Annotated in this window: 20 protein-coding genes; 4 read left to right on the top strand and 16 right to left on the bottom strand. The window is 60.9% G+C overall.

What is annotated here, in order from left to right; all coding sequences use genetic code 11:
* Window positions 1-48 precede the first annotated feature (48 nt).
* A complete protein-coding gene (locus AC3IUE_RS00845; RefSeq protein ID WP_056745694.1) occupies window positions 49-609 on the bottom strand; it encodes a YbhB/YbcL family Raf kinase inhibitor-like protein in 561 nt (186 codons plus the stop codon).
* A gap of 139 nt (window positions 610-748) precedes the next feature.
* Between AC3IUE_RS00845 and AC3IUE_RS00840 the strand changes: the two genes are divergently transcribed.
* Complete coding sequence (locus tag AC3IUE_RS00840; RefSeq protein ID WP_489265001.1) at window positions 749-2,278, top strand: FAD-dependent oxidoreductase; 1,530 nt, start codon at window positions 749-751, stop codon at window positions 2,276-2,278.
* 90 nt (window positions 2,279-2,368) lie between these two features.
* On the opposite strand, the gene AC3IUE_RS00835 is transcribed toward AC3IUE_RS00840, so the two are convergent.
* The 10 genes from AC3IUE_RS00835 to AC3IUE_RS00790 form a co-directional block, all read right to left on the bottom strand.
* Window positions 2,369-3,874: a YdgA family protein gene (locus tag AC3IUE_RS00835; protein WP_056745697.1), complete on the bottom strand. Its 1,506-nt coding sequence runs from the start codon at window positions 3,872-3,874 to the stop codon at window positions 2,369-2,371.
* 328 nt (window positions 3,875-4,202) lie between these two features.
* Window positions 4,203-4,841: a hypothetical protein gene (locus AC3IUE_RS00830; RefSeq protein ID WP_056745699.1), complete on the bottom strand. Its 639-nt coding sequence runs from the start codon at window positions 4,839-4,841 to the stop codon at window positions 4,203-4,205.
* A gap of 82 nt (window positions 4,842-4,923) precedes the next feature.
* Entirely contained in the window at window positions 4,924-6,372 is a 1,449-nt protein-coding gene (locus AC3IUE_RS00825; RefSeq protein WP_489264999.1) for an efflux transporter outer membrane subunit, read from the bottom strand.
* Window positions 6,369-7,256 carry an efflux RND transporter periplasmic adaptor subunit gene (locus AC3IUE_RS00820; RefSeq protein ID WP_033058627.1) on the bottom strand — a complete coding sequence of 296 codons (888 nt, stop codon included), beginning with the start codon at window positions 7,254-7,256 and terminating at the stop codon, window positions 6,369-6,371. Before AC3IUE_RS00820 ends, AC3IUE_RS00825 begins: the two co-directional genes overlap by 4 nt.
* A complete protein-coding gene (locus AC3IUE_RS00815) occupies window positions 7,253-7,462 on the bottom strand; it encodes a DUF1656 domain-containing protein (RefSeq protein ID WP_489264997.1) in 210 nt (69 codons plus the stop codon). The genes AC3IUE_RS00820 and AC3IUE_RS00815 overlap by 4 nt, the downstream gene beginning before the upstream one ends.
* On the bottom strand, window positions 7,459-9,531 hold the full coding sequence (locus AC3IUE_RS00810) for an FUSC family protein (protein ID WP_489264995.1): 2,073 nt from the start codon (window positions 9,529-9,531) through the stop codon (window positions 7,459-7,461). The genes AC3IUE_RS00815 and AC3IUE_RS00810 overlap by 4 nt, the downstream gene beginning before the upstream one ends.
* Window positions 9,528-9,956: a MarR family winged helix-turn-helix transcriptional regulator gene (locus AC3IUE_RS00805; RefSeq protein WP_056745708.1), complete on the bottom strand. Its 429-nt coding sequence runs from the start codon at window positions 9,954-9,956 to the stop codon at window positions 9,528-9,530. Before AC3IUE_RS00805 ends, AC3IUE_RS00810 begins: the two co-directional genes overlap by 4 nt.
* A 131-nt stretch (window positions 9,957-10,087) precedes the next feature.
* Window positions 10,088-11,563 carry a Fic family protein gene (locus tag AC3IUE_RS00800; protein WP_489264992.1) on the bottom strand — a complete coding sequence of 492 codons (1,476 nt, stop codon included), beginning with the start codon at window positions 11,561-11,563 and terminating at the stop codon, window positions 10,088-10,090.
* 99 nt (window positions 11,564-11,662) lie between these two features.
* Window positions 11,663-11,908: a DUF2789 domain-containing protein gene (locus AC3IUE_RS00795; RefSeq protein WP_046047265.1), complete on the bottom strand. Its 246-nt coding sequence runs from the start codon at window positions 11,906-11,908 to the stop codon at window positions 11,663-11,665.
* Window positions 11,909-12,045: 137 nt separating this feature from the next.
* The gene (locus AC3IUE_RS00790) at window positions 12,046-12,507 is read right to left on the bottom strand and encodes an aminoacyl-tRNA deacylase (protein ID WP_046047264.1); all 462 of its coding nucleotides are present in this window, start codon (window positions 12,505-12,507) and stop codon (window positions 12,046-12,048) included.
* 241 nt (window positions 12,508-12,748) lie between these two features.
* On the opposite strand from AC3IUE_RS00790, the gene AC3IUE_RS00785 reads away from it, so the two are divergent.
* From AC3IUE_RS00785 to AC3IUE_RS00775, 3 genes are all read left to right on the top strand, one after another.
* Window positions 12,749-13,279: an NfeD family protein gene (locus AC3IUE_RS00785; RefSeq protein ID WP_008148135.1), complete on the top strand. Its 531-nt coding sequence runs from the start codon at window positions 12,749-12,751 to the stop codon at window positions 13,277-13,279.
* Between the two features lie 2 nt (window positions 13,280-13,281).
* Window positions 13,282-14,040: a slipin family protein gene (locus AC3IUE_RS00780; protein ID WP_008148132.1), complete on the top strand. Its 759-nt coding sequence runs from the start codon at window positions 13,282-13,284 to the stop codon at window positions 14,038-14,040.
* A 325-nt stretch (window positions 14,041-14,365) separates the two neighbouring features.
* A complete protein-coding gene (locus AC3IUE_RS00775; protein ID WP_489264988.1) occupies window positions 14,366-14,749 on the top strand; it encodes a DUF6124 family protein in 384 nt (127 codons plus the stop codon).
* Here AC3IUE_RS00775 and AC3IUE_RS00770 read toward each other — a convergent pair.
* The 5 genes from AC3IUE_RS00770 to AC3IUE_RS00750 are packed head-to-tail and all read right to left on the bottom strand — an operon-like array spanning window position 14,746 to window position 25,739.
* Window positions 14,746-15,831, bottom strand: a complete 1,086-nt coding sequence (locus tag AC3IUE_RS00770) for a sulfotransferase family protein (protein WP_489264986.1) — start codon at window positions 15,829-15,831, stop codon at window positions 14,746-14,748. The genes AC3IUE_RS00775 and AC3IUE_RS00770 overlap by 4 nt on opposite strands.
* Window positions 15,819-16,604 (bottom strand): aspartyl/asparaginyl beta-hydroxylase domain-containing protein, encoded by a 786-nt coding sequence (locus tag AC3IUE_RS00765; protein WP_489268733.1) that lies wholly within the window; start codon window positions 16,602-16,604, stop codon window positions 15,819-15,821. The genes AC3IUE_RS00770 and AC3IUE_RS00765 overlap by 13 nt, the downstream gene beginning before the upstream one ends.
* Window positions 16,601-17,206, bottom strand: a complete 606-nt coding sequence (gene cysC, locus AC3IUE_RS00760; protein WP_489264984.1) for an adenylyl-sulfate kinase — start codon at window positions 17,204-17,206, stop codon at window positions 16,601-16,603. The genes AC3IUE_RS00765 and cysC overlap by 4 nt, the downstream gene beginning before the upstream one ends.
* The gene (locus AC3IUE_RS00755; protein WP_489264982.1) at window positions 17,190-18,704 is read right to left on the bottom strand and encodes a TolC family protein; all 1,515 of its coding nucleotides are present in this window, start codon (window positions 18,702-18,704) and stop codon (window positions 17,190-17,192) included. Before AC3IUE_RS00755 ends, cysC begins: the two co-directional genes overlap by 17 nt.
* A gap of 42 nt (window positions 18,705-18,746) precedes the next feature.
* On the bottom strand, window positions 18,747-25,739 hold the full coding sequence (locus AC3IUE_RS00750) for an Ig-like domain-containing protein (protein ID WP_489264980.1): 6,993 nt from the start codon (window positions 25,737-25,739) through the stop codon (window positions 18,747-18,749).
* Window positions 25,740-25,744 lie beyond the last annotated feature (5 nt).

Raw genomic sequence — 25,744 nt, 5'->3', positions numbered from 1 at the left:
AGACGGACAGCCCGACAGGTTCGGGTTAAACCGCAGTGAAAAGAATCTTCAGCGGTGATAACGCCGCACTACGCTGCTGTTTCTCAGCACATGGTCTTTGATCTTTTCCAGTAGCTGTGCGCGGGTAAGGCCAGCAGGCAAGGCGTCCGGTGCCAGGTCCAGGGCATAAATCTGGATGATGTAGTGGTGCGCGCTATCGCCGACCGGAGGGCAAGGGCCGACATAAGTCGTGGTGCCTTTGACGTTCGTGCCTCCGACGCCTTCAAGGGCGGATTTGGCGCCGACACCGGCCGGGATCTGGTGGGTGGTCGGTTTGATGCCGTAATGCACCCAGTGATCGACGCCCTGGCCTTTCGCGCCATCGGGGTCATGCATGACGATGGCGTAACTGAGGGTGCCCGCCGGGCCGGCATTCCAGTTCAAGGCCGGTGACTGGTTGTGCCCACCACAATTGGGCGCATCGCTGGCGGCGACCGAGGTAAACAGTCGATCGTCGGTGACACCTGGGATGTTCAGGGTGAAACGCTCCTGGGCCTGCGCCGGAAATTGCACGCAAAGGGCGACTGCAACGGCCGCCAGCCAAGGGTTCAGAGAGGTCAATCGGGTCATACCGGAGCACCTTGTGCGGGTGGGGCCGTCGTCGGCGTGCAAACTATAGCCGGACCGTTCATTCCGTGGCAGTGGGAATTGGCTGAACCTCCATATAAGCGCCAAACTCTTAAGTGAAACGCTTGCCTGGAGAGTGATCATGGCACTGCACCGTGTCGCCCGTTTCGCCGATGTGTCCGAAAACCGGGGCCTTGAGGTTCAGATCGCAGACACGAAAATTGTCCTGCTGCGGGTGGGCGATCAACTACGCGCCTTTCAGGGCGAATGCCCCCATGCCGGAGCGCCGCTGGCCGACGGCGCTCTGTGCCACGGACGTTTGATCTGCCCGTGGCACAAGGCTGCGTATCGGATCGAGGACGGTGCGCTGTGCGAACCGCCGGCCCTGGACAGCCTCAAGCGCTATCCGCTGGAAGTGCGCGATGGCGAGGTCTGGGTCGACGATCAGCCGATGCCCGACGCTCACACCCCTCCGGCGGACGACGAGCGAACGTTTGTGATCATCGGTGCCGGTGCGGCAGGCACGGCGTGCGCGGCGGCGTTGCGCGAAAAGGGCTTCGGTGGCCGAGTGCTGTTGATCGACCGTGAAACCGACGCCGGTTACGACCGCACGGTATTAAGCAAATTCGTGATTGCCGGGGAGATGCCGCCGGAAGAAGTCCCGCCGCTGCGTGATGAACACTTTTACCGCGAACAGCGCATTGAGCGAATAAACGCTGAAGTGACGAGCCTGGACGCCGCGAACAAGACGTTGCGCCTGGCTGATGGTCAATCGCTGAGCTACGACGCTGCCCTGCTCGCCACCGGTGGCGCACCCAATCCGCTTACGCTGCCTGGCGCCGACCTGCCGCAGGTGTTCGTGTTGCGCTCGAAGGATCAGGCGCAGCGGATTCTGGGCTCGGCAAAACCAGGCCAACGGGCGGTGATCATCGGCGACAGTTTTATTGCCATGGAATCCGCGTCCTCCCTGCGTCAATACGGCCTGGACGTCACCGTTCTGGCCCGCCACGCCGTGCCTTTTGCCAAACAGTTTGGCGATGCCGTCGGCAAATCGATTCGTGCCCTGCACGAGGCCAACGGCGTGGTGTTTCGTACGGATGGCAACGCAACGCACATCGAAGGAACGACCAAGGTCGAAGCAGTGCGCCTGGACAACGGTCAACGTTTACCGGCGGATCTGGTGTTGGTCGGCATTGGCGTCAGCCCGGCAACCGGCGCATTTACCGGCCTTCCCCTGGAAAAAGACCAGTCGCTGAAGGTCGATGGCGGGATGCGCGTGACCGATGGGCTTTGGGCCGCCGGCGATATCGCGACCTTCCCGCTCAACGGCCAGCCCCAACGGATCGAACATTGGCGCCTGGCGCAGCAACAGGCACGGATCGCGGCGATGAACATGCTCGGCGGCGACGAGCATTACCTCGACGTCCCCTATTTCTGGACCTGGCACTTCGGTAAAAACTACGACTACCTCGGCCACGCCGCGACCTGGGATGAGGTCGAGTTCAAAGGCGATCCTGACCATCCCCCTTTTATCGGCCTGTTCGGCATGGACGCATTGGTGGTCGCCGCGGTGGCTTGCGATGAAGAACGTGCGATAGCGCTGCTCGCCGAACGGATGAAACAGCCGTTGCCGGTGGATGAGGCGTGGCGGCTGATTCGGGATCTGAATTAACGGATGTTCCCCCCGCGTCAAACGCCAGACAGCAAAACGCCCGACGTCTGCGTTGCGCAGAGGCCGGGCGTCGGTGTGTAAACCCTGGTTTTACTCGACGGCGACATTACCGCCGAGTTTGCTCATGACAAACCCGACAAACTCTTCAACGGTCATCTTCTGGCCGTTGAATTCCACCTGATTATTGGCGTAGTGCAGTTTGGCGACGATGTTGTTGTCTTCCAGTTTTGCCAACTGCGTACCGACTGCCATGCTGCCAAACATGTCGGCGGTGGCGGTGGCCTGATCGGCGATGAGCTTGGCGTCGGTCTGACCGTCGATTTGCGACTGCACGCTCAGCAGGTCAACGAGCATTGGCTTGGACACTTTCACGTTGACGTCCAGCAGCGCGATCAGTTGTTGGGTCAACTGGTCTGGCGGCAGGTCCATGGATTGAGGTTTGGTCAGGTCGAGCACCAGGTTGGCGCGGCTTTCGCCATTGGCGGTGTTGAACGACAGATTCTCCAGGGCGACCTGCGGGCCGGCGGCCAGCAGTTTCTCCAGGCCGGTTTTGACCTGCGCCTCTTCGGCCGGAGTCAGGATCAGTTCTGGCGCCGGTTGACCCGCAGCCACGGCCTCAGCGGCGGCCCTCTCGTACGGTTGCAGTTTGGTCTGGTAAATCTGCATCAACGACATTGTTGCCGGGATGTCGAGGTTCTTCAGGCTCATGGCCATCTGCGCAGAGCCGACCGTCTTGCCGTTGAGGCTCACCTCACCCACCTTGTAATCGGCACGCCCCGAAGCGCTGGTGCCGGATTCCTCGGTCTGGTTCTTCATTTCAAACTTCTTGAAACCCAAGACCGACTGCTTGGCGCCGAAGGTGGTCTTGCTATCAGTCAGCTCGACGGTGTTCTCGCCGGTGTAGTAGCCGTAGGTACTTTTTGTCAGGTTGCTGGCCAGGGTCAGGCCGTTCAGTTCGACCTTCACTGGCGTCTGATCTTCAGCGACCGTGCTCAGGGTCAGGCTGTCCATGTAACCGTCGGCCTTGACCTTCTGCGCTTGAGCGCTGGCGGCAACATCGAGGTTCAGCCCGGAGAATTTCAGGTTGGACTTGTCGTCAAGCGCCACGTCCAGCGGCAGCAATTGCAGGGTGCCGTTGGTGGCATTGTCGTAACCGATGTTGACCACGCCCGTGAGTGGCGATTTGTCCTTGGCAGCGACGAACCATTTTTCGGTGGTCGGGGTTCTTTCCAGTTCGTAGTGACTGGTGGCCAGGACCGGCAGCCACTTCAGCGACACCAGGCGCGAAAACGGCAGCGGACCGTGCTCGACGCGATCGACGAACAGCAGTTCGACCGGGGCCTCGCCGAACATCTCACCTTCGCCCTTGAGGCGGTAGTGCGCGGTGCTGCTGAACACATGGCGCTCCAGCGATACCAGTTCCAGCGACGCCGTGCCGTTGGAACCGACCAGCGCGGCTTGCAGCTCTTTGTTGGCATCGGCGATCGAGGTGTTCAGCACGCCTTCGAGTTTGGTGCCGGTGTACCAGGCACCGCCGGCGCTGATTGCACCGATGGCAACGACGATTCCAAGAAGCACGCCTGCTGATTTATTCATGAATGACCCGATCAATGTCCGTTGTTTGAAGTGTGGTCGTCTTCCCTGAACCCATGACGGGTTGCGGTCACGACTGCGTTAAAAGTGCGATGGAGATTAGCATCAGGCGCACCGGGCGACCCAATGATTAAAGGTTAAAGAGTGTCTAGGGAGTGTCACTGCTTGTGGACAACTGGCAGGGGTTGAGAGTTTCAGTGCTCATTAGATCGCCTTCGCGAGCAAGCCCGCTCCCACATTGAATCTCAGGTGTTCACAAATGCTGTGATCACCACCGATCTAATGTGGGAGCGGGCTTGCTCGCGAAGGCGACAGTCCCGCCACTACAGAATCAGGAATACTGAACCTCGATCTCATCAAGCTGATGATCAAAGCTCTTGAGCCGTGCGGTCCATGTATAGACCAGCACTTCGAAGTCGCGATTGATCACCGCCGTGCCGCTTGGGGATTCCGAGCGCGGGTCGCAGAAGTCCAGTTGATAACGTTCGCGGGCCATGGCGGTGGCGACATCGGAAAGTTCACGGGCGTTATTGAGCCAGTGCCAGCCTTCCTCGGACACTTGCTTGTCCAGCGCCTGGCATTGTTTTTTCAGGGTTTCGAGGCTTTTTTCCAGCGGTGTGCCGGTGAGTTCGCCCATGACTTCCTGGAACGTACGCCCCGGTTGCCAGTAACTGCCCCAGAAATACCGATCGAACACCGTTTCGACACGGCGCAGCGCGACCTTGGTGTCCCAGATCAGCACCAGGGTCTTGCCTTGTTCGAGTTGCCTTTTTTTGATGCGCGCGCCCTGGACTGAAGCCCAGGCCACCACCACGATTGCCATCACGGCAATCAGTGCCGTGGCGCTGTCGAGGAACACCAGTGCCTTGTCGATCTGGTGGGCCAGCATGATGCCGTAGAAATAAGTGGCCGATAGCAACACCAATGCCGCAATAGCGCACCAGAAGCCGGGAGCATAAGGGTTTTTCATTATTGGAATCCCCATGACCAACGCGAGCCTTGATTGATGAGTTCGACGCGCGACCTCATCAAATCAAAGCATAGCAACGGCCTCAGGGTTTGCCGGAGTTCGTGCCTTGCGTTCGTCCGCTTTCCCAGCCGCCACCCAAGGCCAGGAACAAATCGATCTGGCTGATGGCAACCTGCGTGCTGGCGGAAGCCAGTTGCGCCCGCACGTCGGTGTAGGTGCGGGTCGCTTGCAGGTCTGCCAGGAACGATGCGCGACCGGCCTGGAAGAAGCGGTGAGTCTGGTCTGCCGCCAGTTGCGCCGATTGTTCGGCGTCGGCCAGCGCGTCGCGTCGCTGCAGCAACGCGGAGTACTGAGCCAGGCCGGTTTGGGTTTCGCGGATGGCGTTGAGCACCACGCCATCGAAATGTGCCAGCGCGCCTTGGGTGGCGGCTTCGGCCTCGCGAATGCGTGCGCGGGAGCCGTTGGACGGCACGGTCCAGGTCAGCAACGGCCCGAAGCCCCAGCGATTGGTCGCCGGTTTGCCGAGGTTTTCCAGGATGCCGACGGTACCGACAGTCGCGCCAATGCTGATGTCCGGGTACAACTCGCCGGTGGCGATGCCGATGCCGGCGGTCGACGCAGCCAATCGACGCTCGGCCTGTCGCACATCGGGACGGCGTTTGAGCAAGGTGGCGCCGTCACCGACCGGCAACAATTGCGCAATCTTCGGCAGCTCCGCGCAGCGGTCGGTGCCGGCTGGCAGTTGATCCAGTGGTTTGGCCAGCAGCATCGACAACCGGAACAACCCGGCCTGCCGCGCCGCCTCATAACGCGGCATGTCGGCGCGCAAGGATTTGAATTGGGTTTGCGAGCGGGTCACCTGGGTTTCATCACCGCGCCCGGCGTCGCGAAGACGCTGGATCAGCGTGGTGCTTTGGGCTTGCAAGTCGAGAGAGTGCTGGGCGATTTCCTGCTCTTCGTTGGCTGCGCAGACTTGGGTGTAGGCCCGAACCACATCGGCCACCAAGGTAATCCGCGCCGTATCGGCCGCCGCTTGAGTCGCATCGGCATTGGCCTTGGCCGCTTCGATGCCGCGCTGCAAGGTGCCGAACAAATCGAACTGATACGAGGTGGTAATGCCAATGTCGCCGACGTTGGCCACCGGCACTTTCTCTGGCTGCAGGAATGCTTCGCCGGACTCCTGCAAACGCTGGGCGCCCATCTTCACCCCGCCGCTCCAGCCACCTGCCGCTTGAGCTTCATCGACCTGCGCGCGGGCTCGGGAAAGGTTCGCCGCCGCCACGCGTAAATCGGTGTTGGAGGCCATGGCCTGCTGGACCAATTGATCGAGGCGCGGATCCTGATACAAGCGCCACCAATCGCTGGGCACCGGTGCCGAGACGACATTTTTGCCGTTCACCGCCAAGTCGCCCTGCAAGTCTTCACGGTGCACGGCGGCCTCGTCCGGCACGTGATAATCCGGCCCGACCACCTGGCAGGCCGACAGCAACAGGCCTAACCCGGCGATAGCCAAACCCGAGGCCCTGCTCATTTCGCGGGCTCCTGAGTTTGATCGTCAATGATCGACACCGTGGCGGTCCGCCCGGCGATCATGCGGAAATCCGCCGGCACGTCGTCGAAGGCGATCCGCACCGGAATCCGCTGGGCCAGTCGCACCCAGCTGAACGCCGGGTTGACGTTGGGCAGCAGGTTGCTGCCGCTGCTGCGGTCGCGGTCTTCAATGCCGGCGACGATGCTTTCCACATGCCCGCGCAGGCGAGCGCGGTCGCCGATCACCCGAATATCGACGCTCTGGCCGACATGAATGCCGTCCAGTTTGGTTTCTTCAAAATAACCGTCGATGTGGAATGAATTGCTATCCACCACCGACAACACCGGACGCCCGGCGGTAACGAATTCCTGATTGCGCGGTGCACGGTCGTTGACGTAGCCATCCACCGGGCTGCGGATGGTCGAGCGGTCGAGGTTGAGCTGGGCGCTGTCCACCGCCACCTGAGCTTCCATCAGCGCCACCTCGGCGCGGGCCACCCGGGACTGGCTCTCTTCCAGCTGCTCGCCCGGCACCAGATTGCCGAGGCCACGGTTACGCTTGGCTTCGCGTTGCGCCTGCGCCAGGGTTTCCTGACGGTCGGCGACTGCCGCCTTGGCCTGACGCAGGGCCAGTTTGAAACGGTCCTGATCAATGCTGAACAGCACCTGGCCACGTTTGACTAATTGGTTGTCACGCACGTCGACCCGCTGGATCAGCCCGGACACGTCCGGCGCGATCTGCACGATGTCGGCGCGAATGTGGCCGTCCCGGGTCCAGGGCGCGAACATGTAATACATCACCATGCGCCAGACCACGACAACGGCGAAGGTCACGATCAGCAGGGTCAGCACCACGCGACCGATGGTCAAAAAAGGTTTTTTCATGTCATCAGGTATCGACTGAGTGAGTCCACGACGCCGAGCAGCACAGCGTAGAGAGCCACGTTAAACAATGCCCGGTGCCAGACCAGACGGTAAAAGTGCAGACGCGTCAGCAACCCGTGCACCAGCAGGAACAACACGTAGGTAATGCCCATCAGCACCAGCAGCGTGGGCAGGAACACTCCGCTGATATCCAGATCACCGATCATAAAGGCGCTCCATCGATGCCATGGGGAAGCGGTTCTTCGAGCTCGCCGGTGCCGACGAATTCCACCCCTGGCAGCAGCGACAGACGTAGGCCGCTCAGGGCGTGCAGCAAATGCAGACGCGCACCTTCATCGCATTCCGTGTTGAGGGCACGGCGGGTGCGGTCCAGGGTCATCAACAACGGACTCGGTGCCGGCAACCGTTCGCCAGCCTTGAGGCAGGCCTTGAAATACTCGCCAACCTCGGCCACCACCTGGTGCAGCAGCATTTGCGGTACGCCGAGTACTCGCGGTGTATAGGCGAGCAAATCCAGCAGGTTCAGCGCCACGCGCACTTCCCGCAGGGCGATGCCCGTGTTCTGGCCGGCCATGGCCAGGCGCGGCAAATGCTGCATCAGGCGATCGAGCATCTGCACGCCCAAGTGCCGGTGCTCAGACAACGTCGCCGGTTCGGTCAGGCTGACAATGTCGCGCCAGCTGAAACGGGTCAGGCGCTTGGCCGCCAGTTCGGAACCGAACGGCCGGGCGATCAGGGTCCAGACGAACGCGAACAACAAGCCCACGGGACCCGCCAGATTGGAGTTGGCGAAGCTGAGGAAATCCGCGTCGTAGGCGCCCTGGATACTGATAAAGGACGAGGTGTTGACGAGGGTCAGCAGCATACCCAGATAGAACTGCGGCTTGACCGTCAGGGTGCCGATGCAAATGAACGGCACGGCAAACGCCAGCACCAGCATCGGGAAGTCATGCAGGTTGGGCAGGACCAGAAACAGATAAAGACTGGCGAACAATACCGACATCGCCGTCCAGAAAAAGAACCGGTAGATCTGCGGCGCCGGGTCGTCCATCGAGGCGAAAAAGCTGCACGCCACCGCCGCCAGAATCACCGCGGCGCCACCGTCGGTCCAGCCGAGCAGAATCCACAGCACCGAAGCAACAATGATGGCGGTGACGGTGGACGCCGCCGAATAGAGCATCAGCCCACGGTCGAGAAACGGCGACAGCCGACCCAGCCGCCAGTGCCGATAGACCGCGCGCCAGCTGTCCTGGCTTTCGCACTGGATGGCGTACTGCAGGCTGCGGCAGTCCTGCCACACATCGATCCACTCGCCAAGGCGATACAGGGCGTTGGAGAAAAGCAACTGCTTGCGATCATCCAACGCATCGGCGGACGGTTGCAGCGCTTCGAGTTGATCTTTCAGCGCTTGCCAGCGGGCGAGGTCGGCATCTTTGTGGCCGAGCCATTCGGTGGTCGCGGCCAGCAGCGGCGCGAACTTATCCACAAGCTCGGGCGTGCGTCGCTCAAGGGCATACAGCGCGTCGTCGAGGGCGTCGATCACTGGCAGCAAATGAATCATTCGCCCGCGCAGTTCCTTGGTGTTGCGCACCGTTTGCGGCCGCGCGCCTTCGTGGGGCAACTGACCGATCATCAATTCCAGTGTGTTGAAGGTCGCGACCATCGAGGAGCGCAGCGCGCTGACTTCGTCCGGCTGCACGTTGCGGCTGAGGAAACGCAGGCTGTAAGTCGAAGCATCGGCAAACCATTTGTTCACCGAGTCATTGAACACCGGCGCCAGCCGCCGGGGCCAGAACATGGCGCCGACCACTGCCGCCACCGCGATGCCGAGGAAGATTTCTTCAGTCCGCGCTTCGGCCACGTCCCACACCCCCAGCGGGTTATCCACCACCGGCAGAGCGATCAGCGGCAGGGTGTAACCGGCGAGCATCAGGGCGTAACTGTTGGCCGTGCGCAGGTGCAGCGACAGAAACAACAGAATCCCGGTCCACAGCGCGATGACCACCACCAGCGCATAGGGGCTCTGGACAAACATCGGCACGAAAAAAACCGCGGCGGCGGCACCGAGAAGGGTGCCGACTGCGCGGTACAGCGCCTTGGAACTGGTAGGGCCGACAAACGGACTGGAAACGATGTAGACCGTGGCCATCGCCCAATACGGCCGGGGCATTTGCATGAGCATGGCGATGTACAACGCGATCATCGATGCCGCGAACGTTCGCACACCGTAGAACCAGTCCCGCGCCGGGGGCATGCCGGTAAAAAATCCGCTCAAGGGTTGATCACCGGCAGATGATTGGCCGATTCAAAAGCCCTCAGTACCCGCAACGCTGCTTCCAGATCACGCTGATCGATCCCTTCGAGCACTTCATGGCGCAAGCGCACCAACTCGATTTCGACGGCTTGCACCAACTCACGACCCGTCTCGGTCAGGCTCAGGCATTTGGCGCGCCGGTCATGGGCGTCTTCGGTACGGCAGACATAACCGGCATGACACAACTGATCCAGCAGACGCACCAGGGACGGGCTCTCCATCCCGGCCGCCTGCGCCACCGTCACCTGCCGCACACCCTCGCCCAAACGCCCGATCATCAACAACGGAACGGCGCAGGCTTCGGAGATTCCATAGTTGACCAGCGTGGTCTGGCAGATCTTCCGCCAATGCCTGGCGGCCACCACCATGGAGCTGCTGATGTTCATCTGGAGAGCGTCGAGGTTCTTCGGCACGAGGGGAAACACACACTGTTAGTTTGCTAACTATCAATATGGCATTTGAGGGGAAAGTTGGTCAAGTTTTGAAACAATTCAATTGTCAGACGAATGCTTGCCCCTTAGACATCACTCAACAATCTTCCCGCTTCTCCCTCAATAAAATCTAAAACCTCCTCCGGCACGCTGTACTGAAACTGCTTACGTCGGTGCTTCGAGACCTTGCCGTCGTTGTCCAGACACATCATCACCAGCTTCGACAAATCGCTGCCGCGAACATCGAAACGCTGATTCACCGCTTTGACTACACGGTCGTAACGGTCCAGAAACTCAGTTTCCTCACGCAATTCGATTTCCAGCGCGCGTCGCGCCATCTGCAATGTGAATTCGACGCAACGGGTGGCGTCCCAGAAGCGATAAATGGACGGGTGGCCGATGAACTCGAAAACCATCTGATCAGCGTCCAGCCAAGTGACATTCCAAAAATCACGAGCAGGTTTTGAGAAGTCCTTCAGCGCTTCCAGGTAGTTTGCCTCTTCGTGTTTCATGGCCACTGAGACGGGCAGGAGCAACCCATTTTCCAAGGCTCCGGAATGGCAAAGGGTCTGGTGAATCAAGAAACGTGAAAGTCGGCCATTGCCATCCATGAACGGATGAACGAAGACGAATCCGAAAGCAGTCACAGCCGCCGCCACCAGTGGGTCGACTTGCCTTGAAGACTGATTGGCGAAGTTCATCAACTCTTCCATCAGTTCACGACACAAGTCCGGTGCGGGCGGGACATAGCTGACGCCAGCGGCGCCACGCAGACCGTTATGCAGATGATTCTGTTCGTGGCGAAACAGGACAGCTTTGTCGAAGGGATTGGAAACCGTACTGTTCTGCAGTTCGACCAGATAGTCTTCACTCAACTCGCGCCCTTCATGGGCCTGACGCAGCAGTTGAACAAAGCGGCGAGATTTTTCTTCGCTAGGTTCTTCTTTTTCGATGGCGAAGGAATCGCGGGTTTCGTGTAGGTAGGCCCAGTTGATGGCGCGGTCCATCATTTCGGGCGGCAATGTCGCCATAAAGGCTTTAGCGCGGCCGAGAATGTCGAGACTGAGCAAAGCTTCGAGTTCAGGAGTTCGTTCTACGGTGGCGCAGTAGCGCATTGAGCCAAGACCATTGAACTCGATCCGCCAACGCGTGTTTCTAAACGTCGGGCCAGTTACATAACGTTCGGGGTCGAAAAGCGGCGCAAATCTGCTATTGATCTGGGTTTCATAATCGAGCCGCCGATTTGTCAATTCTTCCCAGAGAAAGCAGGTCTTTCGAACAAAGACTCCGTTCGGAGCTTTTGCCAGCTCTTGAAGCAGCTGTTCGGCAACAACAGTCTCAAGGGCGGCCGCCAGGATGCCGAGATTGATGCCTTCGTGTTTAAGCGCAAAGAAAATGTGTTCAAGGGTCGAATCGGATGCCGGCGCGACAGATTGTGGGACAGCCAGGCAATCCCCAATCGTCGAAATGCGCGTGACTGGTTTGACCATAGCCACACGAGTCGGCGCGATAACTTTAAGCTTCAGAGCTTCATGCAGGTGTGCGTATCCAACCAAGGGCATTGTGCGCGTCCACAGAAAAAGTTCACAAACGCGATTAAAGCCCAGATTTCTTCAACACCTGAAGGTTTTTTGCACATTTCAGTCATTTCACCAAAATTTTTACACCCCCCGCCCCTTCCTCAACAGCACATCCAGCTGATCCACCACCTCCGCCCAATCGGCGTCATCCAGAATATCGTCACGCAGGAAATCCGCCTGGCTCTTGCTCCAGAAGAACGCATCCGCCAGGTGCAGTTCGGGTTTGAGCGGTGAATGGGTGGCGATGAATTTATCGATGCTTTCGGCGTCGTCAGGCAGGCCGAGTTGTTTGAACAGATTGGGGAGGCTGTGGGTTGGGGATTCCATGGTGGGCTCCTTTGTAATGGCAAATAATTGGGTGACTGCTGCGCAGTCAATCGCGAGCAGGCTCGCTCCCACATGGAATCGCGCTCAACTGTGGGAGCGAGCCTGCTCGCGATGGCGATGTAACTGACACCGAAAAACTACTGACTCAACTCGCACACTTCAGCATGCGGCACCATTTTCAGGAATTCCGGCACGCTCATGTGCACCAGGTTGTTGTGGTTACCAGCCTCCAGGTAGATGTCTTTTTGCCGGGTCAGCAGTGGGTCGATGACCATGTCCAGGCCATAGGATTCGCCCAACGCCGGCACCGCGCCGCGTTCGCAATCCTGGAACAGATGCGCCAGGGTGCTTTCCCGGGTGATCTGCCATTCGCCGCTGCCACGTACTTTGCTCAGGTCCAGGTGACGACTCGCCGGCAGCACAGCCATCAGAAAATGACCGTGGTGGTCGTCGAGGATCACCGATTTGGCCACCCGTTCCGCAGGAATGCCCGCGACCCGCGCCGTTTCAAGGCTGCTGGCCGAGTGCGGATGGGTGACGATGTCAAATTCGCAGTGAGCCTTGTTGAGGCTGTCCTGCACAGTTCTTGCCATACGCATGATGCACCTCGGAGTCCGCAACAACGTTTCGCGGACGATGGTTAAACCTTTTCTCTCCACTAAAAGTCTAGGCCCGCTGGCGCAATCGCGCGGGAAATCTGCCCGCCGGAATAACGTCAACAACTGATCAAAATTCGTACAATTCAGAGCTCAGCTAGACTGTATGTAACGCGGATCATCTGAATCGGCACGGTGCTCTCAGGTTCTTCGCGAGCAAGCTCGCTCCTACAGGGAGGGTCACGTGAACACTCGTTGTTGTGCAGTTGCGCTGCTGTTGGCCTTGAGCGGATCGGTATTCGCAGCGGACACCGTCGTCCTGCTGGTGCCCAACCCCATCGGGATCTGGCTGATCACGTTCGGCATCGCGTTTCTGATCGCCGAGGCGGCCTTGCCCAATTACGGCGTGATCGGTCTGGGCGGCATTGTGATGTTCGTGATCGGTGCGGTGATTCTGAGCAACACCGAGGTTCCGGTTCCGTTGATGATCGGCCTGGGACTGATCAGTGCCCTGTTGCTGATTTTCCTGCTGATCCACGCTTTGAAAACCCGACCGCGCGAAAACGTCAGTGGCGATGCAGGACTGGTGGGCAGCGTAACCCCGGTGATGTCGCTGGCCGGCAATGCCTACAACGGCTGGGTGCATCTGCAAGGAGAAAAGTGGCAAGTGCTCAGTGCCACACCGCTGCAACCCGGGCAAAGGGTCCGGGTAGTGGCACGCAAGGGATTATTGCTGGAAGTGGCCGCGGCTGACGCGGCGCCGGGTGGAGAATAACCATGGGCTTGCAACTGGGTTTTGCCGCGCTGCTGTTACTGGTGATTGCATTGGCGGGGTCGACCTTTCGCATCCTGCGCGAATACGAGCGCGGGGTGGTGTTCCAGCTCGGGCGTTTCTGGCAGGTCAAAGGCCCTGGCCTGATCCTGCTGATTCCGGTGGTCCAGCAAATGGTTCGCGTCGATTTGCGCACCGTGGTCCTCGACGTGCCGCCGCAAGATGTGATCACCCGCGACAACGTCTCGGTCAAGGTCAACGCGGTGCTGTATTTCCGCGTCCTCGATCCGCAGAAAGCGATTATTCAGGTTGAAGACTTTCTCATGGCCACCAGCCAATTGGCTCAGACCACGTTGCGGGCGGTGCTCGGTAAACATGAACTGGATGAACTGCTGGCCGAGCGTGAGCGGTTGAACATCGACATCCAGCAAGTGCTCGACGCCCAGACCGATGCGTGGGGGATCAAGGTCGCCAACGTCGAGATCAAGCACGTGGACCTCAACGAATCGATGATCCGCGCCATCGCCAAACAGGCCGAAGCCGAACGGGAACGCCGGGCCAAGGTGATCCACGCTGAAGGCGAATTGCAGGCCTCGGAAAAACTCATGCAGGCCGCAGAAATGCTCGGGCGCCAGCCTGGGGCCATGCAGCTGCGGTATATGCAGACATTGAGTTCGATTGCCGGGGACAAGAGTTCGACGATTGTCTTCCCGCTGCCGATCGAGTTGCTCAAGGGGATGGCGGATTTGTCGTCCAAATCCTGACCTTCTGCGCAAACACCAACGTCCGGTAACCGCGTCGGAGATTTCCTTCAAGTTGTAGCGGTGTTGGTGAACTTGTTCCGGTCCGAAGCCAGGTCTAGTCTGGCCTTGTCACTGAATAAACGGTGACACGGACGTGCAAGTCCGACGAAACTGTTTAGGGCGCAATTGCCATGGCTCATTGCTTTATGGCGGCTGCGCGCAGGAGATCCTCGGATCTGCTGGGTGTCCTAAACAGTCCCGGTCTTGCACACCTGCGCACGGCCGCCACCCAATTCGCGTGCAAACGAACGGTGGCGGTTCCAACTTACTGTTTAGGATGTTTTATATGCACAAAATTACCCCGAATCCTCCAGAGAACTCTGGAACCGATTCCCAAGATTCCCTCGAAGACGAAAAACTCAAAGAAGCCGCCGACCGCGCCTTCGCCCACTACTTCCCCCCGACCACCCAAAAGCCGCCCAGGCACCGCAAAGGCCACCTCTTCACCGTCGCCCCCGAGGTCAACACCGAAACCCTTCTGGCCAACGCCTCCGAAGACCTGCTGTCCATCAGCGCCATCGCGGCCAATCTGGCGGACGATGTGGACGGGACACGACGCTCGGTAGCCTTGGCGCTCAGTCGCATGGCCGATGGCGTGCAGTTGCTCGTAGAGCGAGCGATGGATCATTGGGAGGAGTCGGAGATCATGCAGGCTCGGGTCAAGGTTTAGCCGGGTAGGTTTGTGGTGAATTGACTACCGCCATCGCGAGCAGGCTCGCTCCCACAGTTGATCTTCAGTGAACACAGCTTCTGTGTACGACCGAGATTCAATGTGGGAGTGAGCCTGCTCGCGATGGCGTCAGTGCTGTCAATACATGACTCGGCACTTAGCGCTTCATAAGGCTCTCGTGCCCAACTTTCCACACATTCGTGCAAAAGCACCGTGGCCTCGCGACGCTTGTCATCACTGTCCCCGACAAACACTTCTGAAGGCTGTTTGGCATGCTGCCCCACCGCCGCAAACACTTGCTCACGCTGCACGTCATCCAACCCAAAAAAATCAGCCAATCGCCCGGCCATAGCGCCGGGCAATTCGCTGTAATTCACCGCCAACCCGCCAAACGCCCGGCATTGCGCCAACCCTGCGTGCAGCAATCGCCCCAACCGCCGTGCGATGAAGTCCTCTCGACCAGCAAACGGCAACTCATCATCGAGCACACTCGCCCCGATCATCCCCGGCACCATGTGCATGCCCGGACGGCGTAGATGTGAAACGGCAATTTCCAGCGGATCGCGATAAAGAAACAGCCACGGCGTTTCGGGAAAACATTCGCGCAGCAACGGCAGTTCACCGATGTTCCAGGCATCGAGCTTGATCACCAAACGTTGCTCGATACCGAGCCGACGCTGGCCATACGCGGACAACAATCCTTCGATGGCGACACGCCGTTCGGCCGACGGCAAACCACTGCGCAGCAAGGCGTCCAACGGTGGTGGTTCGCTGACAACGATGTGGCTGTCGAGTCGGGCGAGCATTTGACTGATCAAGGTCGAGCCGCAGCGCGAAGCGTGGAAGATAAACGCGCTCGGCGCCAAACCGGGGCGGGTCGTCTGCCAGTCGCCGAGGGCAGACAGCGGTGTTTGCCGGCGAAACGCCTGATTGAACGGCAATCTCAGCGCGTCTTCCACGGCATCACGAAAAAACGGCTGATGCAGCGGCGTGTCACCGAACCAGCACCAATCGACCTGCCTCTCGCCGGCCTGCTGCCAGACCCGGATCGGCAACCAACCTTCCAGATTCAGGCGTTCCATTGTTCATTCCATTGGCGTCGGCCGTTACGCATCGCCGCACGCAGTTCTTCGCGGGAGAACATCAAGCCTCGCTCAACCGCCAGTTCCAGAGCGCGGGTGATAAAAACCTCGGTGTCCGGCAAGCCCTGCAACGTCTTCGAAAGCTGCGAATCGCTGGCCACCAAACGCTGAAACTGCAGTAAAGCCCCCTCACCGACATCTGACGAAGGCGTGGTCGGTAAACCCTCGACAATCGCCTGCTCCAGCCAGGGACCGGGACGGCAATCGAGGACCAGATGAATCCGTGTGCGGGTGTCGCGATTGTCCACGCGATGGGGCCGCGACAGGTCGAGAAACCAGCATTCACCGACAGCCATCGGCATGCGCTGACCATCGAGCAGGAAGTCCACTTGAGGTGGGCTGAGCAGCGGAATGTGCAGACGTAAATCGGCGTCCGGCTCGCCCAGATCATAGTCGCGATGTTCATGAATTTGCCCGCCCGGACCGAGCCGCAACAGGCGCGCAGACACGATTTCCAATGGCAGATCCCGCAAGCCTTGCTGCCACCTGACATCTCGCAGCCAAGGCACACGCAACAGCGGTTCACCGCGACCCGGCGCCAGTTCGGACAACGCATCCGCCGCAGAAATCAGCGCCACACCACTCCAGTCGCCGGTGTAGTAAGCACTGTTGAAATGACCGCGCCACTCGTCCTCGTCAATCGCCATCAGTGCCTGCAACAGCAACGGCAGATCCACCGTCACCGGCAAGCGAGAAAACGCCGCTCGGCTCATCGTTTCGGCAACACCGCGCATTCGCCGAGCCAGGTCAGCAAGTGATCGAGACAGGCCTCAATCGATTGCACCCCGGTATCGAGCACCAAGGAGGCAGACGGCGGCGGTTCATACGGTGCAGACACGCCTGTAAATCCCGGCAAATCGCCCCGTCGTGCACGGGCGTAATGACCTTTCGGATCGCGCCGTTCGCAGACGGCCAGGGAGGCGCTGCACCAGACTTCGCGGTAATCCTCACCCAGTCGCCGGGCGAATACCTCACGCAGCTCCATCAGCGGCGCGATCATCGCGAGGATGACGATCTGCCCGTTCTCCACCAGCAGCGCCGCGACTTCGCTGGCGCGACGGATGTTCTCCAGACGATCGCTGTCGGCAAAGCCGAGATCACGATTGAGCCCGACCCGCAGCCCGTCGCCATCGAGCACGATGCTCTGCACGCCGTGCTCGAACAGCTCGGCATGCAGCGCCTGAGCCAGGGTCGATTTGCCCGCCGCCGGCAAACCGGTCAGCAAAATCGCCGTGCCGCGATGGCCGTTGCGCGCCTCCCGTTGTGCGCGGCTGATGCTCGCCGTCGGTGCCAGCAGGTTATTGGACCGGGGCATGGGCCACCGGCATCGTGATGTTCCCGGCCGCCCACGCCGCTTCGCGGTTGGCCAGCGCGGTGGCAATGGATTGCACTTCGGTGGATTGCACCTGATCCGGCAGTGGATCAAGTCCCGCACTGGCAAAGATCTGGCCGTAAGCGTTACGCAGATCGGCGTACGACAGGTCGCGACGCAAATCGGCCTGCAAGGTGTTCAGTTCGCCCTGGATCAAGTCCAGTTCACCCAGACTGGCCGTCTGATAACGGTTGCGCAGCTGGCCAACGATCTGTCCGTCGATGTCCGACAGTTGCTGGTTGGTCTTGAACTGCCGCATCGCCTCGCGGTAGTTGGCGTTGGCCACATAAAGCTGCGCCAGCACCGCGATCGACATGGCCTGGCGGCGCGCCGCGGCGACTTCTTCGCCAGCCTTGGCGACGTTGATCGCCGCTGGTGCGGAGATCACGTTGAACAGGTTCCACGTCACTTTCACGCCGTAGTCGGCCCAGCCCTGCTCCACCAGGAACGAGTTGCTGTCGTAATGCCCGCCGGCCGAGAACTCCAGACCCGGCAGCAGCCGCAACATGGCTTTGCGGGTTTCGGCCGCGCTGATGCGGCTTTGGTAATCCTGTTCTCGCAGCTCGGGACGACTGGTCAGGGCTTCCTGTTCGAGGCTGGCGAGGTCGACTTTCAATTCCGGAATGACATAGTCGTCCTGGGTCGCCAGGGTCAGGTCGGTGCCCAGCGGCAGATTGATCAGGGTCGCCAGTTCGGTTTTCGCCAGCGACAGCGCACGACGCTGTTCTTCCAGTTGGCGTGTGGCTTCGATCAACGAGCGTTGATAACCCAGCGCCTGAATCGGATCGCCGATTCGCTGCTGGCTCATGCTTTGGCTGTTGCCGCGCGCGGTGTCGACCCGGGCCATGAGGCTGTCGATCTGCTTGAGCAAACGCTCGGCGGCCATGGCCCGCCAATAGGCCGAACGCACGTCCTGAACGATGGTGTTGATCACCTTGCGCCGGCGCTCCTGAACGATCAGCCGCTGGTCGCCCTGTTGTTTGGCGCTGATGTAGCTGACGCCAAAATCGAGCACGTTCCAGACCATGGTCAGGTCGGCGACTTCACGGTCGCGGTCCTGAGAGGTCGATGGCTCCAACGACTGGGTTCCGGTCCGTACGCTCTGGCTGCTGGAGGCGTTGACGTTGTTGCGGCCGACGTACCCGGCGTCCAGCGCCATGCGCGGCAACATGTCGAAACTGGCGAGGTCGAGTTGGCGCTTGGCCAGGGCCTCTTCCATGATCTTGAGTCGGCCTTCGAGGTTGTACTTCACCGCGCGGGCCATGGCTTGATGCAGGGTCAGCGGACCGCTGAGGGGCTCCTGATCCTTGTACATGTTTTGCAGGTCGCTCCTGGCGCGCTGCTGGCTGACGCTGCGTTCGATCGGTTCACTGGTGACTGCACATCCGCTGATCGCAAGCGCCAGCAGGCTGGCGCCGAACAACTTCTGACTTTTCTTCATCCTTGACTGCCCCTGGGTAACGCACAGATTTAAGTATTATTTTCAGGCCTGCATTTCGCTGATGCCGACCTGTCGTAAAGCCGCGGCCAGGCTGTCGACCTGCCGTTGCTCGGTGTCTTTGAGCTGTTGCAATTGCTGGACGAGACTCGGCGCGCCAAACACGCCGCGCAGCCCCTGTGAAACATCCCCGGCCTTGATCGAATGACTGCCGAATGAACCCAGCGAGTCTCGTGCGCTGCCGGAATCCTGATTGAACAGGCTCGACAACGTACTGGTGCTGAACACCCCGCCATCGCCACCGCCAAAGCCGAGGAAGCCGTTGCCCGAGCCATCGCCACCGTTGTCACTGCTGCTGAACACCTGGGCGATGAAGCTGGGCGCCAGCGCGCCGTGGTTCATGAAGATGTCACCCAGCGGCCGGATGCCGTTGCCGATCACACGGCTTTCGAACAACGGGGTAAAGGTCAGCGGCGAGCCGAGATCGCCGGTGGGTGGGGCAAAGATGATCGGTTGCAGTGGCACGTTGGGCTGATCGGAAACGGTCACCGGTGGCTGGATTTGCGTCAGCTGGTCGGGCGTTACAACCACGCCCGGCACGGTGTCGATGGTGTAGTTATTGGACACCGCCACACCGGTGCCGGTATTGCCCGAAAGGTCGCTGACGTTGCTGGTGTCCAGCGCAATGAAGTTGCTTGGATCGGTGATGCTCGCGGTCGGCGTGAAGGTTGCGGTCCAGGTCTTGCCGCCGTCACTGCTGACCAGGTTGGTCAGCTCGCCGTTGGTCACGCTGAGGTCCGACAGATCGAAATCGCTTACCACTTCGCTGAAGGTGATCGTCACCAGCGTGGTTTGACCCACGCCCAGGTTCGGGTTGGCGACCACGATGGTTGCCGTCGGCCGGGTGGCATCGAGCGCGTAGTTGTTGGAGATCGCGATCCCGGCACCGGCGTTGCCCGCGGCGTCCGCCACATTGCTGCTGTCGAGCAGGATCAGGTTGGTGGTGTCGTTGATGTTGGCGGTCGGGGTCAGCGTGGCGGTCCAGGTCTTGCCGCCATCGCTGCTGAGCAGGTTGGACAAGGTGCCATTGGCGACGCTGAGGTCCGACAGGTCGAAACCTGAAACCGTCTCGGTGAAGGTGATGGTGACCGTGGTCGTCTCGCCGATGCCCAAGCGGTTATCCGCCACCACGATGGTCGCCGTCGGCCGCGCCGTGTCGATGGCGTAGTTGTTGGAATCGGTCACGCCCACGCCGCTGTTGCCTGAGGCGTTGGTTACACCGCTGTTGTCCAGGCTGATCAGGTTGGTGGTGTCCGTCACGTTGACGGTTGGCGTAAACGTCGCGGTCCAGGTGATGCCGCCGTCACTGCTACTGACGTTGCTCAAGGTGCCGTTGGCAATGGTCAGGTCCGCGTTGGTGAAACCGCTGACCGCTTCGCTGAAGGTGATGGTCACCCCTGAGGTTTCACCGGCCTTGAGGGCGTTGTCGGCGATCACGATGGTTGCGGTCGGCACCTGGGTCTCCACCACATAGTTGGCGGAGTTGGTGGTGCCCGAGCCCGCGTTGCCGGCCACGTCCGAGACGCCGGTATTGTTCAGGGTGATGAGATTGGTGGCGTCGGTCACACCGATGGTCGGCGTGAACGTCCCGGTCCAGGTGATACCGCCGTCGCTGCTGCTGACATTGCTCAACGTACCATTGGCGACGCTCAAATCGCTGTTGTCGAAACCGCTGACCGCTTCGCTGAAGGTGATGGTCACCAGCGCGGTTTCCCCCGGTTTCAGGGTTGTATCGCTCAACACAATTGTCGCGGTCGGGCGCTGGCTGTCGATGGCGTAATTGTTGGAATCCGTCGTGCCGCTGCCGGTGTTGCCAGCCCCATCGATCACTCCGGTGTTGTCCAGGGTAATCAGGTTGGTCGAATCGGTGACGCTCGCCGTCGGCGTCAGGGTTGCGGTCCAGGTGATGTTGTCGCTGGTACTCAGATTGCTCAGGGTACCGTTGCTCACCGTCAGGTCGGCTGTAGTAAAACCGGTAACCGCCTTGGAGAACGTGATGGTCACCACCGATGTTTGACCCACCGCTAACGCCGCGTCCGCGACCACGATAGTGGCCGTCGGACGCACGGTGTCGATGGCGTAATTGTTGGAATCGGTGGTGCCGCTACCGGCATTGCCCGAGGCGTTTTGCACACCACTGTTGTCCAGGGTGATCAGGTTGGTCACGTCGGTAATGCTGGCCGTCGGCGTGAACGTCGCTGTCCAGGTAATGCCGCCATCGCTGCTGCTCACCGCGGTCAACGTGCCATTGGCGATGGTCAGGTCGGCATTGGAGAAACCGCTGACGGCTTCGCTGAAGGTGATGGTCACCAGCGACGTTTCACCGACGCTCAATGCAGTATCGGCGACGACAATAGTTGCCGTCGGCAGCACCGTATCGATGGTGTAGTTACCAGAGTTAGTCGTGCCGCTGCCGGTGTTGCCGGCCACATCGGTCACACCGGTATTGGCCAGGGTAATGACGTTGCTCGAGTCATTCACACCGACGGTTGGCGTGAAGGTCGCGGTCCAGGTGATGCCGCCGTCGCTGCTGCTCACCGCGGTCAACGTGCCGTTGGCGATGCTCAGATCGGCGTTGGTGAAACCGCTCACTGCTTCGGAGAAGGTAATGGTCACCAGCGAGGTTTCGCCGGCACTCAGGGTCGGGTCTGCCAGGACGATGGTCGCCGTAGGGCGCACGGTGTCGATGGCGTAGTTGTTCGAATCGGTAGTGCCGCTGCCAGCGTTACCCGCCAGATCGGCCACGCCGGTGTTGTCCAGGGTGATCAGGTTGGTCGTGTCGTTGATGCTGGCGCTCGGAGTAAAGGTCGCCGTCCAGGTAATGCCGCCGTCGCCGCTGCTCACCGCGGTCAAGGTGCCGTTGGCGATGGTCAGGTCGGCGTTGGTGAAACCGCTGACCGCTTCACTGAAGGTGATAGTTACCAGCGAGGTTTCGCCGATTCTCAGCGCAGTGTCCGCCACCACGACCGTGGCCGTCGGGCGCACGGTGTCGATGGCGTAGTTGTTGGAATCGGTGGTGCCGCTGCCGGCGTTGCCCGAGGCGTTTTGCACGCCGCTGTTGTCCAGGCTGATCAGGTTGGTCGCGTCGGTAGTGCTGGCCGTCGGCGTGAACGTCGCTGTCCAGGTAATGCCGCCATCGCTGCTGCTCACCGCCGTCAACGTGCCATTGGCAATCGTCAGGTCGGCGTTGCTGAAACCGCTCACCGCCTCGGAGAACGTAATGGTCACCAGCGACGTTTCACCGATTTTCAATGCATTGTCGGCGACCACGATGGTGGCCGTCGGTAACACCGTATCGATGGTGTAGTTACCAGAGTTAGTCGTGCCGCTGCCGGTGTTGCCGGCCACGTCGGTCACACCGGTATTGGCCAGGGTAATGACGTTGCTCGAGTCATTCACACCGACGGTTGGCGTGAAGGTCGCGGTCCAGGTGATGCCACCGTCGCTGCTGCTCACCGCGGTCAACGTGCCGTTGGCGATGCTCAAATCGGCGTTGGTGAAACCGCTCACGGCTTCGCTGAAGGTAATGGTCACCAGCGAGGTTTCGCCGGCACTCAGGGTCGGGTCGGCCAGGACGATGGTCGCCGTAGGGCGCACGGTGTCGATGGCGTAGTTGTTCGAATCGGTGGTGCCGCTACCGGCGTTACCCGACAGGTCGCTGACCCCGGTGTTGTCCAGCGTGATCAGGTTGGTCGTGTCGTTGATGCTGGCGCTCGGGGTAAAGGTCGCCGTCCAGGTAATGCCGCCGTCGCTGCTGCTCACCGCCGTCAATGTGCCGTTGGCGATGGTCAGGTCGGCGTTGGTGAAACCGCTGACCGCTTCGCTGAAGGTGATCGTCACCAGCGACGTTTGGCCGATGGCCAGCGCTGTGCTCGCGACCACGATGGTCGCCGTAGGTCGAACGGTGTCGACCACGTAGTTGTTGGAGTTGGTGGTACCCGCGCCCGCATTGCCCGACAGGTCGCTGACTCCGGTTTTGTCCAAGGTGATGACGTTGGTGGTGTCGTTGATGCTGGCGCTCGGGGTGAACGTTCCCGTCCAGGTGATGCCGCCGTCGCCGCTGCTGACCGCCGTGAGCGTGCCGTTGGCAATGATCAAATCCGCGTTGCTGAAACCGCTGACCGCCTCGGAGAAGGTGATGGTCACCAGCGAGGTCTGGCCGATGGCGAGGCTGGAGGTGGCGACCACGATGGTGGCGGTCGGCCGAACAGTATCGATCCCGTAGTTGTTGGAGTTGGTGGTGCCCGTGCCGGCGTTGCCCGACAGGCTGCTGACCCCGGTGTTATCCAGGGTGACAAGGTTGGTGGTGTCGGTGATCGCGTTGGTCGGCGTTAGCGTGCCGGTCCAGGTGATACCGCCGTCGCCGGTGCTCAATCCGCTGATGCTGCCGTTGGCCACGGTCAGGTCGGCAGTGGTGAAACCGGTCACCGCCGTGCTGAAAGTGATGGTCACCAGCGAGGTTTCGCCGATGGCCAGTGCGGTGTCGGCGACGACGATGGTCGCGGTCGGGCGCACGGTATCAACGGTGTAGTTGTTCGAATTGGTGCTGCCGATGCCCGCGTTGCCCGCCGTGTCGCTGACCCCGGTGTTGTCCAGGGTGATGACGTTGGTGGTGTCGTTGATGCTGGCGCTCGGGGTGAACGTTCCCGTCCAGGTGATGCCGCCGTCGCTGCTGCTGACATTGGTCAACGAGCCGTTGGCGATGGTCAGGTCGGCATTGGTGAAACCGGTCATGGCTTCGCTGAAGGTGATGGTGACTTGCGAGGTTTCACCGGCGATCAGCGCGTTGTCCGCGACGACGATGGTCGCGGTGGGCCGCACGGTATCGACCACGTAATTGTTGGAATCGGTGGTGCCGATGCCCGCGACGCTGCCACTCACCGTCTGCACCCCGGTGTTGTCGAGGGTGATGATGTTGGTGATGTCGGTGATCGATGCGCTCGGTGTGAAGGTAGCGGTCCAGGTCACGCCGCCATCACTGCTGCTCACCGCCGTGAGGGTTCCGTTGGCAATGGTCAGGTCGGCGTTGGTGAAACCGGTCACCGCGGTGCTGAAGGTGATGGTCACCAGCGAAGTTTCGCCGATGCTTATCGTCGGGTCGGCCACCACGATGGTCGCGGTGGGCGGCTCGATGTAATTGTTGATGAGGGTGCCATCGTTGCGCAGGTTGGTCACGTTTGTCGGGGTGCTGCCCACAACGCCACCGCCCGACGCGCCACCGCCGGAGCCGCTTCCGCCGGCGTTGCCATTCAGTGCTGAGAAGTTGGCCGCCGTCATGATCAGCGTGCCTTTGTTCCAGATACCGCCGATGCCCTGGCCTGCGGCGCCACCGGGATCAGCGCTACCGCCGTCACCAGCGATCCCGCCACCACCACCGCCGCCGCCACCGGCCGCGATGTTGCCAGTGATGTGCGAGGTGCCGATCACGGTCAAGGTGCCGGAGTTGTAGACGCCGCCCGCTGCCGAGCCGCCAATACCGCCGACTTTGTCCCAACCGGAGCCGCCACCGCCGCCTCCGACCGTAATGGTGCCGTTGGTGGCCGAACCGCCATGGCCGCCGACGCTGTAGCCCGACGTGCCGGAAGTGCCGCCGGCACCGCCAGCACCGTTGACCGCGCCGCCGCGGCCACCGAGGTGGATTGAGTCATAACTGCCGCCGATGCCACCGGCACCGGAGCCGCCAGCGGTGCCGAAATAAGTAGGCCGGCCCTGTGCCGTGGTGTTGCCGCCGCTGCCGCCGCCCGAGCCGCCAACCCCGCCGCCACCGCCACCGCTACCGCCGCCGTAAATCGGCGTCACGCCGCCGCCGCCGCCGCCACCGGACGCCGCGTTGGCAGTCACTGTGACGTTTTTCAGGGTCAGGTTACCGGCATTCAAAATTCCGCCGCCTAAGGCGTCAGCTGCGGTGAAACCACTGTTGGCGCCATTGCCGGCCGCCAAGCCTTTGGTGATGGTCAAGCCGTCGAGCAGCACGGTGCTGCCGGACGCAACTTCAATGACACGGGTCTTGTATTGACCGCTCAGGGTCACATCGGCCACGCCGTCGTTGTTCAAATCACCATCAATGGTGACGTTTTTGTTGACCAGCAATTCGCTGTTCAGGTTTACGGTCGTACCTGCCAGGCCGCTGCTGAACGTGACGATGTCGCCGTTCTGCGCCTGCGCCAGTTGGCCGCGCAGGGAAAAACTGTCGCCGGAGTCCAGGTTGTTAGTCGCGGTCCAGGTCGCCAGGCCCCATTGATACGCGCTCATGGACTGGCCCGAAAGCACGTTGACGCTTTCGATGCTGCCGGTCGCGATTTCCAGGTTCCAGTCGCCGCCCACACCGGTTCGGTTGCTGGACGCGGCGACATCGCGGCCGGTCATGCTGGCAATCGAGTCGACAAAACTCAGGCCACGATCACCTTCGGCGGTGTAGCAACCGTAGATCAGAATGTCGCCGCCGACGTTCATGTCCTTACCGATTTGCCCGAGCACCGCGCTGCGCGCGCCGACGTTATCGGCGGACAGATAAGTGCTGCCGAGCCACAGATCCCCGGCGTTGCCGTGGGCAATGATTTCTACCGTGCTGATGCCTTGATGGCTGCCGAGGTAATCGGCGATTTGCTGCAAGCCGTCCTTGCTGCCGTCGAGTTGCACCACCTGGGCGCCGGGGGCGACGCCTTTGAGCAGGCTGTCCGAGTCTTTGACCCGCGAGTCGACGAACACCACCGTCTGCCCTGGCACCGCGCCCGGAGTGGCGGCCGGCGCAGGTGTCGCATCGGCCTGACCGTGGGTGTCCTTGCTGGCCACCGGGTGATCGGCGGTCGGCGTCTTGGCGGCGTCGGCAGTCGGATGGCTTTCAGGCTGGGCGGCATCGGCCACTGTGGCCGCCACCGCGCCGTCGAACAGCATGCGCGGCTCCAGCGACATGATCATGGGCGCAGCCAGTGCCCGTGCGCCTTCGGTAACCCGTGACTTGCCTTTGCTCCACCACATGCTGC

It is taken from the genome of Pseudomonas sp. GL_093, from assembly GCF_057837605.1.
The sequence above is the reverse complement of the archived record's forward strand: the minus strand, read 5'-3'. Positions and strand labels throughout refer to the sequence as shown.

Coding starts and splice junctions, on each gene's coding strand:
- AC3IUE_RS00830 (WP_056745699.1), bottom strand. CDS start 4,841: ATGAAAAACCCTTATGCTCCCGGCTTCTGGTGCGCTATTGCGGCATTG.
- AC3IUE_RS00795 (WP_046047265.1), bottom strand. CDS start 11,908: ATGGAATCCCCAACCCACAGCCTCCCCAATCTGTTCAAACAACTCGGC.
- AC3IUE_RS00845 (WP_056745694.1), bottom strand. CDS start 609: ATGACCCGATTGACCTCTCTGAACCCTTGGCTGGCGGCCGTTGCAGTC.
- AC3IUE_RS00805 (WP_056745708.1), bottom strand. CDS start 9,956: ATGAACATCAGCAGCTCCATGGTGGTGGCCGCCAGGCATTGGCGGAAG.
- AC3IUE_RS00840 (WP_489265001.1), top strand. CDS start 749: ATGGCACTGCACCGTGTCGCCCGTTTCGCCGATGTGTCCGAAAACCGG.
- cysC (WP_489264984.1), bottom strand. CDS start 17,206: ATGCCCCGGTCCAATAACCTGCTGGCACCGACGGCGAGCATCAGCCGC.
- AC3IUE_RS00815 (WP_489264997.1), bottom strand. CDS start 7,462: ATGATCGGTGATCTGGATATCAGCGGAGTGTTCCTGCCCACGCTGCTG.
- AC3IUE_RS00790 (WP_046047264.1), bottom strand. CDS start 12,507: ATGCGTATGGCAAGAACTGTGCAGGACAGCCTCAACAAGGCTCACTGC.
- AC3IUE_RS00780 (WP_008148132.1), top strand. CDS start 13,282: ATGGGCTTGCAACTGGGTTTTGCCGCGCTGCTGTTACTGGTGATTGCA.
- AC3IUE_RS00800 (WP_489264992.1), bottom strand. CDS start 11,563: ATGCCCTTGGTTGGATACGCACACCTGCATGAAGCTCTGAAGCTTAAA.
- AC3IUE_RS00770 (WP_489264986.1), bottom strand. CDS start 15,831: ATGGAACGCCTGAATCTGGAAGGTTGGTTGCCGATCCGGGTCTGGCAG.
- AC3IUE_RS00765 (WP_489268733.1), bottom strand. CDS start 16,604: ATGAGCCGAGCGGCGTTTTCTCGCTTGCCGGTGACGGTGGATCTGCCG.
- AC3IUE_RS00825 (WP_489264999.1), bottom strand. CDS start 6,372: ATGAGCAGGGCCTCGGGTTTGGCTATCGCCGGGTTAGGCCTGTTGCTG.
- AC3IUE_RS00835 (WP_056745697.1), bottom strand. CDS start 3,874: ATGAATAAATCAGCAGGCGTGCTTCTTGGAATCGTCGTTGCCATCGGT.
- AC3IUE_RS00750 (WP_489264980.1), bottom strand. CDS start 25,739: ATGTGGTGGAGCAAAGGCAAGTCACGGGTTACCGAAGGCGCACGGGCA.
- AC3IUE_RS00755 (WP_489264982.1), bottom strand. CDS start 18,704: ATGAAGAAAAGTCAGAAGTTGTTCGGCGCCAGCCTGCTGGCGCTTGCG.
- AC3IUE_RS00775 (WP_489264988.1), top strand. CDS start 14,366: ATGCACAAAATTACCCCGAATCCTCCAGAGAACTCTGGAACCGATTCC.
- AC3IUE_RS00820 (WP_033058627.1), bottom strand. CDS start 7,256: ATGAAAAAACCTTTTTTGACCATCGGTCGCGTGGTGCTGACCCTGCTG.